This window comes from Mesorhizobium sp. M1A.T.Ca.IN.004.03.1.1, from assembly GCF_003997555.1.
In the GTDB taxonomy this organism is placed as follows: domain Bacteria; phylum Pseudomonadota; class Alphaproteobacteria; order Rhizobiales; family Rhizobiaceae; genus Mesorhizobium.
On record NZ_RZTV01000005.1, the window covers coordinates 1 to 14,248 of the forward strand.

Annotated in this window: 12 protein-coding genes and 1 pseudogene; 1 reads left to right on the plus strand and 12 read right to left on the minus strand. The window is 63.8% G+C overall.

The window, feature by feature from the left end:
* Nucleotides 1-984 precede the first annotated feature (984 nt).
* The 11 genes from EOD29_RS16980 to uxaC form a co-directional block, all read right to left on the minus strand.
* A complete protein-coding gene (locus EOD29_RS16980) occupies nt 985-1,647 on the minus strand; it encodes an SMC-Scp complex subunit ScpB (RefSeq protein ID WP_063169436.1) in 663 nt (220 codons plus the stop codon).
* A 2-nt stretch (nt 1,648-1,649) separates the two neighbouring features.
* Nucleotides 1,650-2,606: a DUF1403 family protein gene (locus EOD29_RS16985; RefSeq protein ID WP_127247273.1), complete on the minus strand. Its 957-nt coding sequence runs from the start codon at nt 2,604-2,606 to the stop codon at nt 1,650-1,652.
* A gap of 767 nt (nt 2,607-3,373) precedes the next feature.
* Complete coding sequence (locus EOD29_RS16990; protein WP_348630426.1) at nt 3,374-3,913, minus strand: sulfotransferase; 540 nt, start codon at nt 3,911-3,913, stop codon at nt 3,374-3,376.
* Nucleotides 3,914-4,198: 285 nt separating this feature from the next.
* Complete coding sequence (locus tag EOD29_RS16995; protein WP_127247275.1) at nt 4,199-4,405, minus strand: hypothetical protein; 207 nt, start codon at nt 4,403-4,405, stop codon at nt 4,199-4,201.
* 108 nt (nt 4,406-4,513) lie between these two features.
* The gene (gene recQ / locus EOD29_RS17000) at nt 4,514-6,379 is read right to left on the minus strand and encodes a DNA helicase RecQ (protein WP_245475359.1); all 1,866 of its coding nucleotides are present in this window, start codon (nt 6,377-6,379) and stop codon (nt 4,514-4,516) included.
* 218 nt (nt 6,380-6,597) lie between these two features.
* Nucleotides 6,598-7,557 (minus strand): hypothetical protein, encoded by a 960-nt coding sequence (locus tag EOD29_RS17010; protein WP_127247276.1) that lies wholly within the window; start codon nt 7,555-7,557, stop codon nt 6,598-6,600.
* On the minus strand, nt 7,554-8,300 hold the full coding sequence (locus tag EOD29_RS17015; protein ID WP_127247277.1) for a sulfotransferase: 747 nt from the start codon (nt 8,298-8,300) through the stop codon (nt 7,554-7,556). The genes EOD29_RS17010 and EOD29_RS17015 overlap by 4 nt, the downstream gene beginning before the upstream one ends.
* A 233-nt stretch (nt 8,301-8,533) precedes the next feature.
* Nucleotides 8,534-8,863, minus strand: a complete 330-nt coding sequence (locus tag EOD29_RS17020) for a cupin domain-containing protein (protein ID WP_127247278.1) — start codon at nt 8,861-8,863, stop codon at nt 8,534-8,536.
* A gap of 32 nt (nt 8,864-8,895) precedes the next feature.
* Nucleotides 8,896-9,663, minus strand: coding sequence for a 2-dehydro-3-deoxy-D-gluconate 5-dehydrogenase KduD (gene kduD, locus EOD29_RS17025; RefSeq protein ID WP_127247279.1), 768 nt, complete (start codon nt 9,661-9,663; stop codon nt 8,896-8,898).
* Between the two features lie 114 nt (nt 9,664-9,777).
* Nucleotides 9,778-10,539 (minus strand): FadR/GntR family transcriptional regulator, encoded by a 762-nt coding sequence (locus EOD29_RS17030; RefSeq protein ID WP_082953895.1) that lies wholly within the window; start codon nt 10,537-10,539, stop codon nt 9,778-9,780.
* A gap of 210 nt (nt 10,540-10,749) precedes the next feature.
* Nucleotides 10,750-12,153, minus strand: a complete 1,404-nt coding sequence (gene uxaC, locus EOD29_RS17035; RefSeq protein WP_127247280.1) for a glucuronate isomerase — start codon at nt 12,151-12,153, stop codon at nt 10,750-10,752.
* A gap of 181 nt (nt 12,154-12,334) precedes the next feature.
* Between uxaC and EOD29_RS17040 the strand changes: the two genes are divergently transcribed.
* Entirely contained in the window at nt 12,335-13,876 is a 1,542-nt protein-coding gene (locus tag EOD29_RS17040; protein ID WP_127247281.1) for a mannitol dehydrogenase family protein, read from the plus strand.
* On the opposite strand, the pseudogene EOD29_RS37165 reads toward EOD29_RS17040, so the two are convergent.
* A pseudogene (locus tag EOD29_RS37165) lies at nt 13,803-14,076 on the minus strand (S26 family signal peptidase); the annotation flags it as partial. The gene EOD29_RS17040 and the pseudogene EOD29_RS37165 overlap by 74 nt on opposite strands.
* Nucleotides 14,077-14,248 lie beyond the last annotated feature (172 nt).

A 14,248-nucleotide genomic window follows, 5' to 3' on the forward strand; every position in this document is an offset into this window, starting at 1 on the left:
GATGGATGCTGAAGCGTGGTAACTCCAGTCTCCTCGGTCCGGTCCGAATGGACAACCTCTCGAAAGCTCACACCTAGAACTCCTCTTGAAAGCGTATCTAGCTTCAAAGGGCGTGTCGAAACGCGGTCTCCGGCTCGGCTTCGGTCACAAGATCGAGGACATTTACGAAGCCGCAGTGGCCCTAGGAATGCCGCCGATTGGGAACGTGAAGATGATTGCCAACAACCTTGACCTGATGAATTCTCAGCAAGATTTTAGGTACCCGTCGGGGTACAAGCTGAATGTCCCGCCGCCGAGCTTCTGCCGAGAAACGTATAACGCTCTCCACACAGCGATCGAGCCGAGGATCCCCACCGAGGTACTGAAAGCCAACCTCAAATTTCATTGGGATTTTCGGGGGAAGACTGTCATTTGGAAGGACGAATAGCCCGAGGATGATCTTCCCCATCTACGTTGGCGTTCTTATGGCGCTGCTGTCAGCATCCGCCATTGGCGGTGGCGGCAAGGCGATCTTGTTGGGATGGCCGCCTCGCTGACAATGGCCGGGATGGGCACTCGCCGGCTGGCTAGGTTCTTAGCAGGCCATAGCCGGCTGTCTGGTGGAGATCGTCTTTCAGGGCTTTGATCGTCTGTGAAAGGTCGCGAACCTTGTCCATCAGCGTCTGAATGGTCGCCCCGATGGGCTGGATCTTAACGCCTCAATCGTCGCGAGAAGCTCAAGGTAGACGTGGTTCAATTGAACTTTCTCCCTTCGAGAGCTCTCAATGGTGATAGACATGTGCGACCAGGCTCGATCAATTGCCTGTTCGCTTATCCTTCATCGACAAGCGGACGCGTGCCGCCACCTCCCTTCCGTCACGCGAAGGACCCAGCCGGCGAGACCAGACGGCGTGCGTGGCGCAATCTTCTATGTGACGAGCGGCGAGATCGCGTGTGTCCCGCCGTGATGGGATCATCTATTCGTCGAGCGCGGCGCTGGCGCCATCATCGTCGATATCTGCAAACCCTGGGATGATCCAGCAGCTTCTCCTTCGACAGCAGCCCGGCGTCCTCGAGCGCCTCGAAATCCGGCAGCTGGCGCAGCGTGTCGAGCCCGAACTGCGACAGAAAAGTTTTGGTCGTCACATAGGTGTAGGGCGCGCCCGGCTGCGGGCTGCGCGGCCCCGAGGCGACCAGCTGCTCAGCGCGCAGCACGCCGATCAGGTCACGTGACACCTCCTTGCCGAAAAAGCTCGACAGCTCGCCACGGGTGATCGGCTGGAAATAGGCAATGCACATCAAGACAAGCGCCTCCGCCTGCGACAGTTCTTTTGCTCCCTCGCCCGCTGCCGTGCCGAAGGCTGCGTGAATGGCGTCGCCAAAAACCTTTTTGGTCCGGTGCTGCCAGCCGCCGGCGACCGCGACCAGCTCGTAAGGGCGGCCGGCGAGTTCGGCGCGAATGTCGTCGATGATCAGCTCGATATTGCAGTTTTTTCCCACCACCCGCGCGAGGACACTACGTGTCACCGGTTCATTTGCCGCAAAGATCACCGCTTCGACGCGGGCCATCCATTCGCACCAGCGCAGCTCCGGCGGCAGATGTTCCAGTTCGGTGTCGAGCAGCGCCGGCTGATCGTTTGGCTTGCGGCGGGCGGACGCTTCGCTCATCGCTACAGCCCGAACAGCCGGAATGTGGGGCGGCCGGAGAGCTCGCGCACGACCTCCAGTTGCTGCAGCCGTTCGAACAGCCGTCGCGATGCAAAGCGCGACAGATTGTCCGTCGTCAGCGATCCGGACACGGCGTCTTCACTGAGCAGCAGAAAGATTACGTCGCCGGCGCCTTTGGCGCGCAGTTTCGGCGCCACCGCCAGGAGTTTTTCGGCCCGGCGCGACAGCTCGGCGGCCAACCGACAAGCGTCCGCGGCGGCCGCGACGAGCGCGATGCAAACCGCCCGCTCAAAATTCTTGTCCCCGGGCCGGATGCGCCGGCCACCGCCGGCCTCGGTGCGGAAAGATGGTCCAAAACCCTGCGCCATTAGGAGCGGCAGGGGCTGCGGCCAGCCCAGGCGTTGCGCCAGTACCAGGTCGGCGAGCCACCAGCCAAAGAGTTCGGCATCGGGACGCATGGCGACGACCTCAGCGGCGATCGCCGCGGCGTCGAATGGCGCCGACCGCTGGGATACCCCGAGTTTTTCGATCTGCGTGCAAAGGTCGGCGAGCGCGGCGCCGTCCCAATGGAGGCCAAGCTGGTCGAGTATCTTCCCGAGCCGGCCGGGCGTAGCGGCGGGCGGCTGCCTGGCCAACTGCCGCCAGGCGCCAAAGACGGCGCCTGCGGGACCGGGGTCAGCACGTAGGGGACGCAAATGCCAGGCATCGCGCAAGGCGGCCGCATCCTCGGCGCGGCCGGCGAGCCGCATGCTGGAGGCGGCGCAGCGAACCGCCAGCCGCTGCCGCCAAGCGCCGGCCCAGGCTGCCTGCGCGCGGGCGAGCGTGTCGAGGGCACCCAGGGCGGCGCCGGCCCGGAAGGCGGCGTCGCCGTCACTCGGCGCGCCGGCGCTTGTGATCGCCCACGCGGGAACGGAGGGCGGCGCAGAGGAGCTGGCGGTCGCGGGATCGAGGTGAATCATAATTTGGAGAGTAAAGTGCCGGTGCGCTTTTCGCCATGATTTTCGTGCCAAAACGCACAGCCTGTCGGATCAGCACAACGACTGATAGTGTTGCATTATCAATCTCTTCACGAGTTCGTCCCTGCTAAGCCATTTGGCCAACAAGTAAGTCTCGACAGGGCACCTTTTTGCGCAGCCGGACGAAACTCCGTTCGGAAATGTGCCGGCTCGCGGCGTAGGAGCCTGCTCAGGTTCAGATGTCATGAAGGCATCTAACGCCCGATCTGCCGCGCAACTTCGGTCCCATATTCATTGCCGACGGGGTATCTGAGGGCGACGTTTTTTGCGGGTTTTTCCTGGTCGGCTTTGGAGGTGATGCTGGCGCCGATTGTCACAGGCTACTTCACTATCTGTTCCTTGACCGATGAGATCTTTTGCGCTGCGGCGCTCCCGTCTTTGCTGTGGGTCACCTTCTGACCCAAGCCCCAACGTACACACGCGGGAGTGTCCTACAAGCCATCGGTTTCGACAGATCGGATGGATTGGGCAGGCGAGCCCAAAAGCTGCGAGCTTAGAGCGGTTATAAATCGTAGTTGTAGCTGTGTAACAAACTGTGTAACAAAAAGCGCGAAAAGACTAGTATTTTCAGTATCATAGAGGTGAAAGGGAATCCCTCCCTCTCCGCCATCCTGCTTCGAGCTGCGCGCTTTCGCGGGACAAGCCTCAAATCCCTTAAGAGCGAGCGAGATACCCTCCGAAGCCTTGGCGAAGGAGCGCGACAGTCGCCCTCAGCAATATCCGAAATAGGTCATCAGCTCCTGAGCCTCACCTGCCTCGAAACGCGAGGCGAATTCCGCAGGCAGCTTCGATCGCCAGCCGCCCCTGTAGTCGGTGATCGGTTGGTTGACCTGCGTCGAACGGCGAGCCGAATGCGCCGTGCGAACTCTTCTTGCCCTTCCCCAGACGACCGGATGCCGGTGATAGTCCAGGATGGCAGCATCGAAGGCCACATCCATGAAGCGGCATAGCCGTTCGATGGAGAGCGCAGGCGACTCGATAAAGTCCTCGTAGCGCCACAACATGGCCCCGCCCCTCTCGATGCAGAGCATCGAGGCCCTGCTGTCGGCGACCCACCTTTGGAAAGCTCTGTCGAAATCGCCCTCGTAGCGCTGCCCGAGCGATGTCACGACATCGCGGCCATCGCGCGTCACCACGATGAAACGGGCATCCGGGATCGTCTCGCGTATCTGACGGGTGTAATGAATATGCCCGGGGGTTTTCTCGACCCAGACGCTCCGGCGCGAAATCGCCGCCTCAAGCAAAAGCAAGCTTAGCTTGGTCCATCTGGCGCCTTTGTCCGAGACAAAAGCGCTTGTCTCCCGCGGAACACTGAAGACATCCGGATGCGCTGCCAATATCCGGGCGAGCAAGGTCGACCCGGTATGACCGCAACCACAGATGAATATTGAGGCCCTCGGCTTTGGAATAAGCCGTACCACACCCTTGTTCACAATTCTTGTTCCCCCGGAAAGACTTTATTCGAACTGTTTGCCTCGAAGATTGCAACAGGAATGTTTCCACAGGAACGGCGCGGAACCACCGATCGGCGCCGTTCACATTTCAGCGTGCGGCGTATCGGGTGTATCGATGAAGCGCACGCGCTTGCCGCCACGGCCTGCCAGGACGTGCTCGGCCAAGGCCTCGACGGCCAGCGCGCGATGCTTCAGCCGGCGCTGAGCTTCTTCACCTGGCGCACGCTGGTGCGCGAGGCCGGCTTGCAGCCCTTGCACGCTGTAAACACCATGGTCGGGGCCATCCAAGGCGCAACTTGAAAGCGGGCGTTGCGCGCCGGCTGGGCGATTGGGTTTGAGTGCGAATGATCCGCCGTGGGTTGGGCCGGCCGAGCGTGAGCGCCGGCCGATTGTGCCTCAACCTGATCCGCCGGATTGATGCTCCGCAATCGCGCTCAGGAAGACCTCGCCGAATTCCTTGAGCTTGGCTTCGCCGACGCCGTTCACCGCGGCGAAGGCAGCGAGGTCGCGCGGGCAGCGCTCGGCCATGTCGATCAGCGTGCGGTCGGAGAAAACGACATAGGCCGGGACTTGGCGTTCCTTCGCCAGGCGCAGCCGCAGCGCCTTGAGCGTGGCGAGCAGCGCGGCGTCCAGGTCTTCGGCGTCCGCCGCGGCCTGGGCCGAACGCGCCTTGTCGCGCAGGGAACGGTGCCGCGTCTCGACGCGATACTCGAAGGCGATCTCGCCGCGCCCGAGCGCGCGGCCGCTCTCGGAAATGGCAAGGCCGCCATAGCCGTCCGGGTCCGGCACCAGGAACCCGCCCGCCACAAGCTGGCGGATCAGCGACAGCCACGCGGGGCGCTTGTGTGCCGCGCCGGTGCCGAAGCTGGCAAGCCTTTGATGACCTCGGGCCAGCACCTTTTCGGTCTCGTGGCCAAGCAGGATGTCGACGATGTGGGAGGCCCCGAACCGCTCGCCGGTTTGCGCCACGGCCGAAAGGATGATGCGCGCCTCGATGCTTCCGTCCGCGCGCGGCGCCTGGCTGAGGCAGTTGTCACAATTGCCGCAAGGCGAGGCGCCTTCGCCGAAATAGCCAAGCAGGACCTGGCGCCGGCATTGCGTCGTCTCACAATAGCCGATCAGCGTGTCCAGCCGGCCATGCGAGCGCCGCCTGTGCTCCGGCGAGGCATTCTCGTCGTCGATGAACAGGCGCCGCGTGCGGATGTCGCCGAGGCCGTAGAGCATATGCGCCTCGGCCGGCCGCCCGTCGCGGCCGGCACGGCCGATCTCCTGGTAATAGGCCTCGAGGCTCGCCGGCAGGTCGGTGTGGAAGACATAGGCGACGTCCGGCTTGTCGATGCCCATGCCGAAGGCGATGGTCGCCACCATGACCACGCCGGACAGCGTCATGAAAGCGTTTTGGTTCGCGTCCCGCGCCTCCTTGCTCATGCCGGCATGGTAAGCGAGCGCGGTGACGCCGTTCTTTTCGAGGAAGGCCGCCATCTCCTCTGTCTTCCTGCGCGACAGGCAATAAACGATGCCGCTCTGTCCCGCATGGCGTTCGACGAAACGCAGCAGCTGGCGCTTGCTGTCCTGCTTCGGCTCGATGGCAAGCTTGATGTTCGGCCGGTCGAAGCCCAGCACCAGCGTGTCGACACACTCGGCAAACAGCCGCGCCGAAATGTCGGTGCGCGTCGTTTCGTCCGCGGTCGCGGTCAGCGCGATCATCGGCACTTTCGGAAAGAGGTCCCGCAGGCGCGCAAGGTCCTCATATTCGCGCCGAAAGGCTGGCCCCCATTGCGAGATGCAATGCGCCTCGTCGACGGCGATCAGCCGGATGTCGAGCCTGGCCAACGCGTCGAGCATCCGCTCGGTCATCAGCCGCTCCGGCGCCAGATAGAGCAGACGCGTCTGGCCCGAGGCGACGCGGCGCCACGCCGCGACATTGGCATCGCGATCGAGCGAGGAGTTGATCGTATCGGCGGCGACGCCGGCGAGCCGCAGCGCCGCGACCTGGTCCTGCATCAGCGCCACCAGCGGCGAGACGACGATGGTGAGCCCGCCAAGGACCAGCGCCGGAACCTGGTAGCAGAGCGACTTGCCGGCGCCGGTCGGCATGACCGCCAGCACGTGGCGGCCGCACAGCAGCGTCTCTATCACGTCGGCCTGACCGGGCCGAAAATCGTCGAAGCCGAACACGTCCTTCAGCACGCGACGCTTCGGATCGCGTCCCTCCGCCGCAATGCCCGCCACCGATGCCCGCCCCGCCATCGCGTTTTGCATTGAGAGTGATTCCCGGTTTCGGCTGAGGTCACGTTCTTAAGGCGCGGATCGCCCGAACGCCATCGCAACCCGCGCTGTCCGCCGTTTTTGCCTGGCGATGCCGCCGTCTCTGCCGGAGGTGTCGGCTCCTCCCTGCGCCGCAACCCGGCGATACTGAGATGGCAGGGCAAGGCGGTCGGCAGTGTCCACTGAGCCGAGGTTAGCAAAGGCAGGGCGCGTCAGACTCCGAGCCGGCTCCATAGATCCGCAATCGATCTTCGCAGCCCGGCAGCCCGCAGTTCCCCCGGTCGGATTTCGGCCAGCGCGATGCCGCTCTCACCCGCGATGGCATAGAGCAGCCAGGTCCGGCCATCCTCCTCGAAAATGGCCGGATCGCGCAGCCCGTTCTCCTTGCTTCTTGCCACGCCCGCCTTGCTGTGGCGAACCGGCAGGCCGGCGCCCTCGTAGTCGGTGCCGGGTCTCAGCAATTCGGTCCTGCCGCGCACGACCCAGCGCCGCCAGTCCTTGGAAAGGTCGATGCTGCCGTAAATCACGCGCTCCGGCGCGTCGCCCTTGCGCGTATAATAGACAATCAGCGAATCCCCATTCTTCTGCACCGCCACATGCCGCGGCCGAACCCGGCTCGAGCCCGGCAGCACGACCGGCCCTTCCTCGAAACCGGAAAGACCATCGATAGATCGGCGAAGCCTGATACTGCCGGTGCCGAAAAGCCCATACCACCAGCCGTCGTGCCGAAAGATCCGCGCATAGAACGGCCCTAGCGCCTGGGGACTGGGGTTGAAGCAAAGGCCGTCGACCGATGTCGCCGCAAAGGTCGTCTGCTCGCGGCCATGTCGCTCGGGGCCGTGAAAATACATGACGATGCGTCGGGTCTGCTCGTCGACATGCACGTCGGGAGAGGCGATGTGATCCCTCAGAAAAGGACATTCGCCAAGCGAAAGCACGCCGCCCGGGTGGATGCGCCAAGGGCCTTGCAGCGTATCTGAATAGGCTAGGCGGATGTAGGTGCCGTTGTGATGCGCGAAATAGAGGTGATACGTTGCGAGCCGGCCGGTCGCCCAGGCCGGCATCCTCACCAGCGATGGGCCGTTTATGCTGGTTCCCTCATCGCCCGGCAGCATATCGGGCGTAATCAAAGGTCCGCGCCGTTCGGCTGAAATACCGAGCATCGACGTCATGCGTTTGCCCACTCCGGCATGTCATAGCCGAACTCGTCACAGAACCCTCTCAGCCGGGCGAGGAAGGCGGGGGGCAGGGCTTTGAGATAGGCAAGGTATTCCTCGTTCCGTTCCCACTTCTTGAGCGATGTTGCCCGTATCGGGTTACCGGCATCCTCGCTGAAGCGGATACGCGGCCTGAGGTCGAATGCTCGCGCGATCCTCTCCTGGACCTCGTCCGGCCGAGCGATCATGTCCTCGTAGCGGACATAGACGATCGCGCGGTCCGGCTGCGCCTTTCTCAGCCGCAGCAAGGCCTCGTATTCGGCCAGCCAGCGTTCGGAGGTGACATGGAACCGGCGCTCCGCCCTGCTTTCCGGATGCGAGCTGGTGAGCACGTCGAAAGGATGGCGAACGCAATAGATCAGGCCAATGGCGGCGGGCAATTTCGCCAGATGCATATGACCCCGATCCGTGCGCTTGACGACAAGGTTGGTTTCGGAGCGGTCCAACATATCCAGCTGGGTGTATTTCGCTTCGGCTCGATGGACGAAGGTGTCCTCGAAACACCCCATCAGGCGCTGGGTCAGCGTCGTTCCGCTGCGCGCGCAGCCGGCAATGAATATCTTCTTGTAAGGCGCCGAGCGTCCAGCAAACCAAAGCCGCCACAGCCGCTTCACATCCAGCGCCAAGCGCCGAACCTCTCTGATCGGCCGCCTGATGGCCTTGCGCAAAAAGGCTTCTGATTTTCGTGCGACGTCCATTTCCGACTTCCGCTCCCGCCGGCTTAGTTCATCCGTGCCAAAGCTGCGGCGCGCCGTCTCTTTGGCCGATATGCCGGCAGAGTGCCAGTCCTCTTCGTTAAACCTATCTTCACCATGTTGCGGCACCGTTGTCGTCCTGCGGCAATGTTTGAGTACCGCGGCGGCGCCACCTGCGCCCAGGCAACAAACCCGCGCCTCACGGCGCGGGTTTTTCTTTGGCAACAGGAATACCGCTATAGGAAGTCGGCCCGATAAGGCGCAAAACTGTCGACCAGCCGCCCCGCTTCCAGCGCCCTGCCGCCGTGCACCAGGTTGGACGGCACGATGAAGCTGCTTCCCGCTGCCAGGATCTCTGACTTGTCGTCGATGGTGACTTCGAAGCGGCCTTCGGCGACATAGCTTGCCTGGACGTGCGGATGCGAATGCAGCGCGCCGAGGCCGCCCTTGTCGAAGGCGAATTCGACCATCATCAGTTCGGCCGTGTGCACCAGCACGCGCCGTCTGTTGCCGTCGGGCGTCGGCTCCCAGGCTTTTTCGCCGGCATGTGAAAAGAGAGGCGTCACCGCTTAGCTTCCGTTCGAAATTGGCAGAATGGTCACCGCGCCAGCCAGCCGCCGTCCACCGGCATCACCGCGCCATGCATGTAGTCCGACGCGGGCGCGAGCAGGAAAACGGCCGCGTCGCCGATGTCGCCCGGCCGGCCCCAGCGCCCCGCGGGAATGCGTCCGAGGATGGCGGCGCTGCGGTCGGGGTCGGCGCGCAAGGCTTCGGTGTTGTTGGTTTGGATATAGCCCGGCGCGATGCCGTTGACGTTGATGCCTTTCGCCGCCCATTCGCAGGCGAGCAGCCTCGTGAGGCCAAGCACACCATGTTTCGAAGCGGTGTAGGAGGCGACGCGGATGCCGCCCTGGAAGCTCAGCACCGAGCCTATGTTGACGATCTTGCCGCGCCGCCCGGGCTCGGCCAGCACGCGTCTGGCAAAACTCTGGCAAAGCCGGAAGACCGTCTTCAAATTGATGTCCATCACCTCGTCCCAGTCGGCTTCGGTCAGATCGACCGCGTCGGCGCGCCGTATGATGCCGGCATTGTTGACCAAGCCGTCGAGCGGTCCCTTCTCGTCCCATATCCGGTCGAGCATGACGGCAGCCGCGGCAGGATCGCCGAGATCGGCGGCCACGGTTTCGAACTGGCCACCAATGGCCGCGATCTTCTCCGCGGTTTCATCCATCGCCGAGCGCCCGACGCCGATGACGGCGCCGCCGGCGCGCGCGACCGACACTGCAATGCCTTGGCCGATGCCGGTGTTGGCGCCGGTTACGAGGATGCGATTTCCCGCAAGGCTGAAGGCGAAAAGATCGCTCACTTGAGCTGGTCCATCGCCACCTGGTCGACGTCGATATGGTCGACATTGTCGCCGGCCATGGCCCAGATGAAAGCGCCGGTGTGTGTCTGGTCCATCTCTACCTTGCTCGAATGATTATCCGGTCGACGCAGCCGCCACGGACTTTGCGTAATAGGCCTGCCGCGCCTGCAGGCGCTCGCGGTAGCGCTGCTGGCTGGAGGTGAGATGTGCCCGCATCGCCTCGCGCGCGGCGTTGGCGTCGCCCGCCGAAATCGCGTTGAGGATCACCAGATGCTCGCGCTGCAGGCCGCGCTGGTACTCGTCGGACTGGACGAGCTCGGCCGACCAGGGCGAGGTGACGTCGCAGGGGATGGCGCGGCGGCCGAGCACGTCGAGCATCTCGACATAGAACGGGTTATTGGTGGCGCTGGCGATTGCCCTATGGAAGGCGAGATCCGCCGGACCGGTCGGCTGGCTGGCGAGCAGAAGCCGCTCGAACTCGAAGAAAGCCTCCTGGATCGCCGCCTCTTGCGCCGCGTTGCGGCGGATGGCGGCAAGGCCGGCCGATTCGATCTCGATCGCCAGCCGCACCTCGAGCACGTTGAGCGCGATCGAATCCTTGGCGCCCATATCGGCGGCTAAAACGCCGAGCGTGGTGGAGATGTGTTCGGTTACGAAGACGCCGGCGCCCTGCCGCGCCTCGACGAGACCGTCGGCGGCAAGCTTTGCCAGCGCCTCGCGAATGACGGTGCGGCTGACGCCAAAGGTTTCCGTGAGCTGCCCTTCGGTCGGCAGCTTGTGCCCGGGCGGGATCTCGCCCGCCAACAGCTGCTTGCGGATCGCCGCGACCACCGTTTCCGACAGCTTCGGCTTCCGTTCGACCCTGAGATCCGTCATGGGCCCGGCCACCGTCGCACTCCTCTATCTGAACGCCCTATTTGAGGACGCCTACTTGAAGACACTTGGCAACCACAGCGAGATCGCGGGAATATACGTCACCAGCGCCAGAACCACGATACCCGCGCCTTAGAACGGCCAGTTCGAGCGTATCGCTTCCCAGACCGTGATCTTGCCGAACTTCATGCCCTTCAAATCCTGGCGCCCGGCTCAGAGCCGGTACGCCTTCTTGGCAAGCGTGTAGGCAAGCTCGCGCGCCAGCTCATGCGCTTCCTCCTCGCGCAGCCGATGTTCGGCGACGAGCCGCGCCAGGAAGGCGCAGTCGACACGCCGCGCGACGTCGTGGCGCGCCGGGATCGATGGAAAGGCGCGCGTGTCGTCGTTGAAGCCGACCGTATTGTAGAAGCCCGCCGTCTCGGTGGTCATTTCGCGGAAGCGGCGCATGCCTTCCGGGCTGTCGTGGAACCACCAGGCCGGCCCAAGCTTCAGCGCCGGATAGACGCCGGCGAGCGGCGCCAGCTCGCGCGCATAGCTCGTCTCGTCGAGCGTGAACAGGATGATCGTCAGGTCTCGCTCCAGCCCGACGCAGTCGAGCAGCGGCTTCAGCGCCGTCACATAGTCGGTCCGGGTCGGGATATCGAAGCCCTTGTCGCGGCCGAATTTCTGGAAAACAGCCGGCGAATGATTGCGCCACGACCCGGGATGGATCTGCATTACCAGCCCATCGTCGCGACTCATCTTGGCCATCTCGGTCAGCATCTGGGCGCGGAACAGTTTTCGCTCGCGCTCGTCCTCCGAACCGCGGCGGATGCTGTCGAACAGCTCCTGCGCCGCCGTGTCGGAAAGATTGGCGGTGTCGGCGGTCGGATGGCCGTGATCGGACGAGGTGGCGCCGAATTCCTTGAAATAGGCGCGGCGCTTTCGGTGCGCCTCGAGATAGCCGGCCCATGTGCCGGTGTGGCATCCGGTGATTTCGCCCAGGCGATCGAGATTGGCTAGAAACCCTTCGAAGTCGGGATCGACCACGGCGTCCGGCCGGTAGGCGGTCACGACGCGGCCCTGCCAACCGCTGTCACGGATCATCCGATGCCATTTGAGATCGTCGAGCGCCCCTTCGGTGGTGGCGATCACCTCGATGTTGAAGCGCTCGAACAGCGCCCGCGGCCGATAGTCGGCGCGCTGAAGCAACGCCGCGATCGTGTCGTAGCACCGATCGGCGGTGCTGGCGTTGAGCGGCTCGTCGATGCCGAACAGATGCTCGAACACATGGTCGAGCCAGAGCCGGGTCGGCGTGCCGCGGAAGAGATAGTAATGCTCGGCAAAGCGGCGCCAGATCGTTCGGCCGTCGGTCTCGACCGGTGCACCGTCGAGCGTCGGCACGCCGAGTTCTTCCAACCGAACGCCCTGGCTGAACAGCATGCGGAAGATGTAGTGGTCCGGCACGATCAGGAGCTGCGCCGGGTCGGGAAAGGGTTTGTTGAGCGCATACCAGCGCGGGTCCGTGTGGCCATGCGGGCTGACGATCGGCAGGTCCTTGACCCCTGCATGAAGGGCGCGAGCCAGCGTTCGCGTTTCCGGCGCGAACAGCAGGTCCGGATCAGTCAATGCAGCCACTTCGCTCCTCCCAGGCTAACCCATTGGTAGATTGACAAAGAGTAATGTCAACATACAAAAACCAGCTAGTTGTATGATGACTTTTGCATAAAGCCCGGCCATTGTACGGGGCAGCGGGGGGTGCTACGCCGCTGCCGCCATTCCTGCCAGGCTCGACGCGCCGATCGGAGACTTCAAACCAATGAACAGCCGAATGTCGAACGCCACGATCGCGCAGCTGCCGGGCACAATCGCCATACCCCGCTACGATCGCGGCGCCGTGACGCCCGGCATCGTCCATCTCGGCGTCGGCGCCTTCCATCGCGCTCATCAGGCGGCCTATGTCGACGCCTCCCTGGCTGATGGCGAGACGGGTTGGGGCATCACTGGCGTCTCGCTGCGCAGTCCCGACACACGCGATGCGCTGTCGCCGCAGGACGGTCTCTACACGCTGGCGGTGAGGGAAAGCGCCGGCGAGCAGTTGCAGGTCATCGGCTCGATCCTGTCGTTGCTGGTGGCGCCCGAAGATCCGGGCGCCGTGCTTACCGCGCTCACCGATCCGCGCACCCGCATCGTCACGCTGACCATCACCGAAAAGGCCTATCTAAGGGCCGCCGACGGCAGGCTCGACGAAACTCATCCCGACATCGTCCACGATCTGGGAAACCCTGGATCGCCGAAGACGGCGCATGGTTTTCTGGCCGAGGCGCTTGCGCGCCGCCGCGCCGCCGGCACGCCGCCCTTCACGGTGCTGTGCTGCGACAACCTTCCGGCCAACGGCGCCACGCTGCACAAGCTGTTGCTCGAGTTCGCGAAACTGCGCGACTTACGGCTCGCTCGACAGGGCGATGCCGGGCTCGCTCGACAGGACGATACCGAACTCGCCAGCCATGTCGCCAACGAAGTGGCCTTCCCGTCTTCCATGGTCGACCGCATCGTGCCGGCGACCACCGACGCCGACCGCGCCCGCATCGCCGGCGAGCTTGGTCTCGAGGATGCCTGGCCGGTGATGACCGAGCCGTTCCGGCAATGGGTGATTGAGGATCGTTTCCCCACCGGGCGGCCGGCCTGGGAGAAATTCGGCGTCACCATGGTCGAGCATGTCGGTCCCTTCGAGGACATGAAGCTGAGACTGCTCAACGGCGCGCATTCCGGCATCGCCTATCTAGGGCTGCTCAGCGGCCACGCGACCGTCGACCGCGCCTTCGCCGACCCGTCGATCCGACGGTTTGTCGACGCATTGTGGGCCGAAGCCGTGCCGACGCTGCCCCAGGATGCAGGCCTTGATACCGCCGCCTACACCGCCGAGCTCGCCCAGCGCTTCTCCAACACCGCGCTTGCTCATCGCACCGCGCAAATCGCTAATGATGGCAGCCAGAAGCTGCCGCAGCGCATCGTCGCTTCCGCGCTTGCCCGGCTGGAGGCGGGCCTGCTGCCGGAACATCTGTCGCTGGTTGTCGCCGCCTGGATCGCCGCATGCTCCGCGCGCGGTGGCAGCTTGCCCGAGGGTCATTTCACCGACCCGCTCGACGACGCCCTCAGCAACCTGTTCGGCCGCAATCTGCCGACGGCAACAATGGCCGAGGCCGTGTTCGACCTCGCCGGCTTTGCCAAAGATCATCCGGAGCGACAGAAATTGATCGAGTTTGTCGCGACGCATTTCGTCCATTTCAAGCAGGGCGGTCCGAAGCTGGCTCTCGCGGCGCTCGGCATCGGCAAGGAACCGCCCCGGCTGGCCGAGTAGCGCGTCTCTGAACCGAGACTACTCGCCCGTGCGGCAGAGTAGGCCCCGTCCAGAACAGGCGCACTGCCTTGCCAACGAGATTGCCGTACGGCACCGTGCCCGGTGAAGCGGCTGTCGGCCAAATTGTCGCGATTGTCGCCGAGCATGAAATATTCATCAGGCGGCACGACGATTTCCGGCGTGTCGTCGCCTGCCGAACTCGTGTCGGGGTCGATCACCCAAACAAGAAGATAGAGCGGCTCGCCGTTTGCATGAAACCGCAAGACACCCTGACAAGCAGGGCGAACTGTCTCCCAAACGAGAAAACGGGCAAACGAGGCAAACAAAAAAGCGGGGCAAGCCCGCTCTCTTTCAGTCCATCCTAAGATGCCG

Coding starts and splice junctions, on each gene's coding strand:
- EOD29_RS17040 (WP_127247281.1), top strand. CDS start 12,335: ATGAACAGCCGAATGTCGAACGCCACGATCGCGCAGCTGCCGGGCACA.
- EOD29_RS17030 (WP_082953895.1), bottom strand. CDS start 10,539: ATGACGGATCTCAGGGTCGAACGGAAGCCGAAGCTGTCGGAAACGGTG.
- recQ (WP_245475359.1), bottom strand. CDS start 6,379: ATGCAAAACGCGATGGCGGGGCGGGCATCGGTGGCGGGCATTGCGGCG.
- EOD29_RS16980 (WP_063169436.1), bottom strand. CDS start 1,647: ATGAGCGAAGCGTCCGCCCGCCGCAAGCCAAACGATCAGCCGGCGCTG.
- EOD29_RS17010 (WP_127247276.1), bottom strand. CDS start 7,557: ATGACGTCGATGCTCGGTATTTCAGCCGAACGGCGCGGACCTTTGATT.
- EOD29_RS16985 (WP_127247273.1), bottom strand. CDS start 2,606: ATGATTCACCTCGATCCCGCGACCGCCAGCTCCTCTGCGCCGCCCTCC.
- EOD29_RS17015 (WP_127247277.1), bottom strand. CDS start 8,300: ATGGACGTCGCACGAAAATCAGAAGCCTTTTTGCGCAAGGCCATCAGG.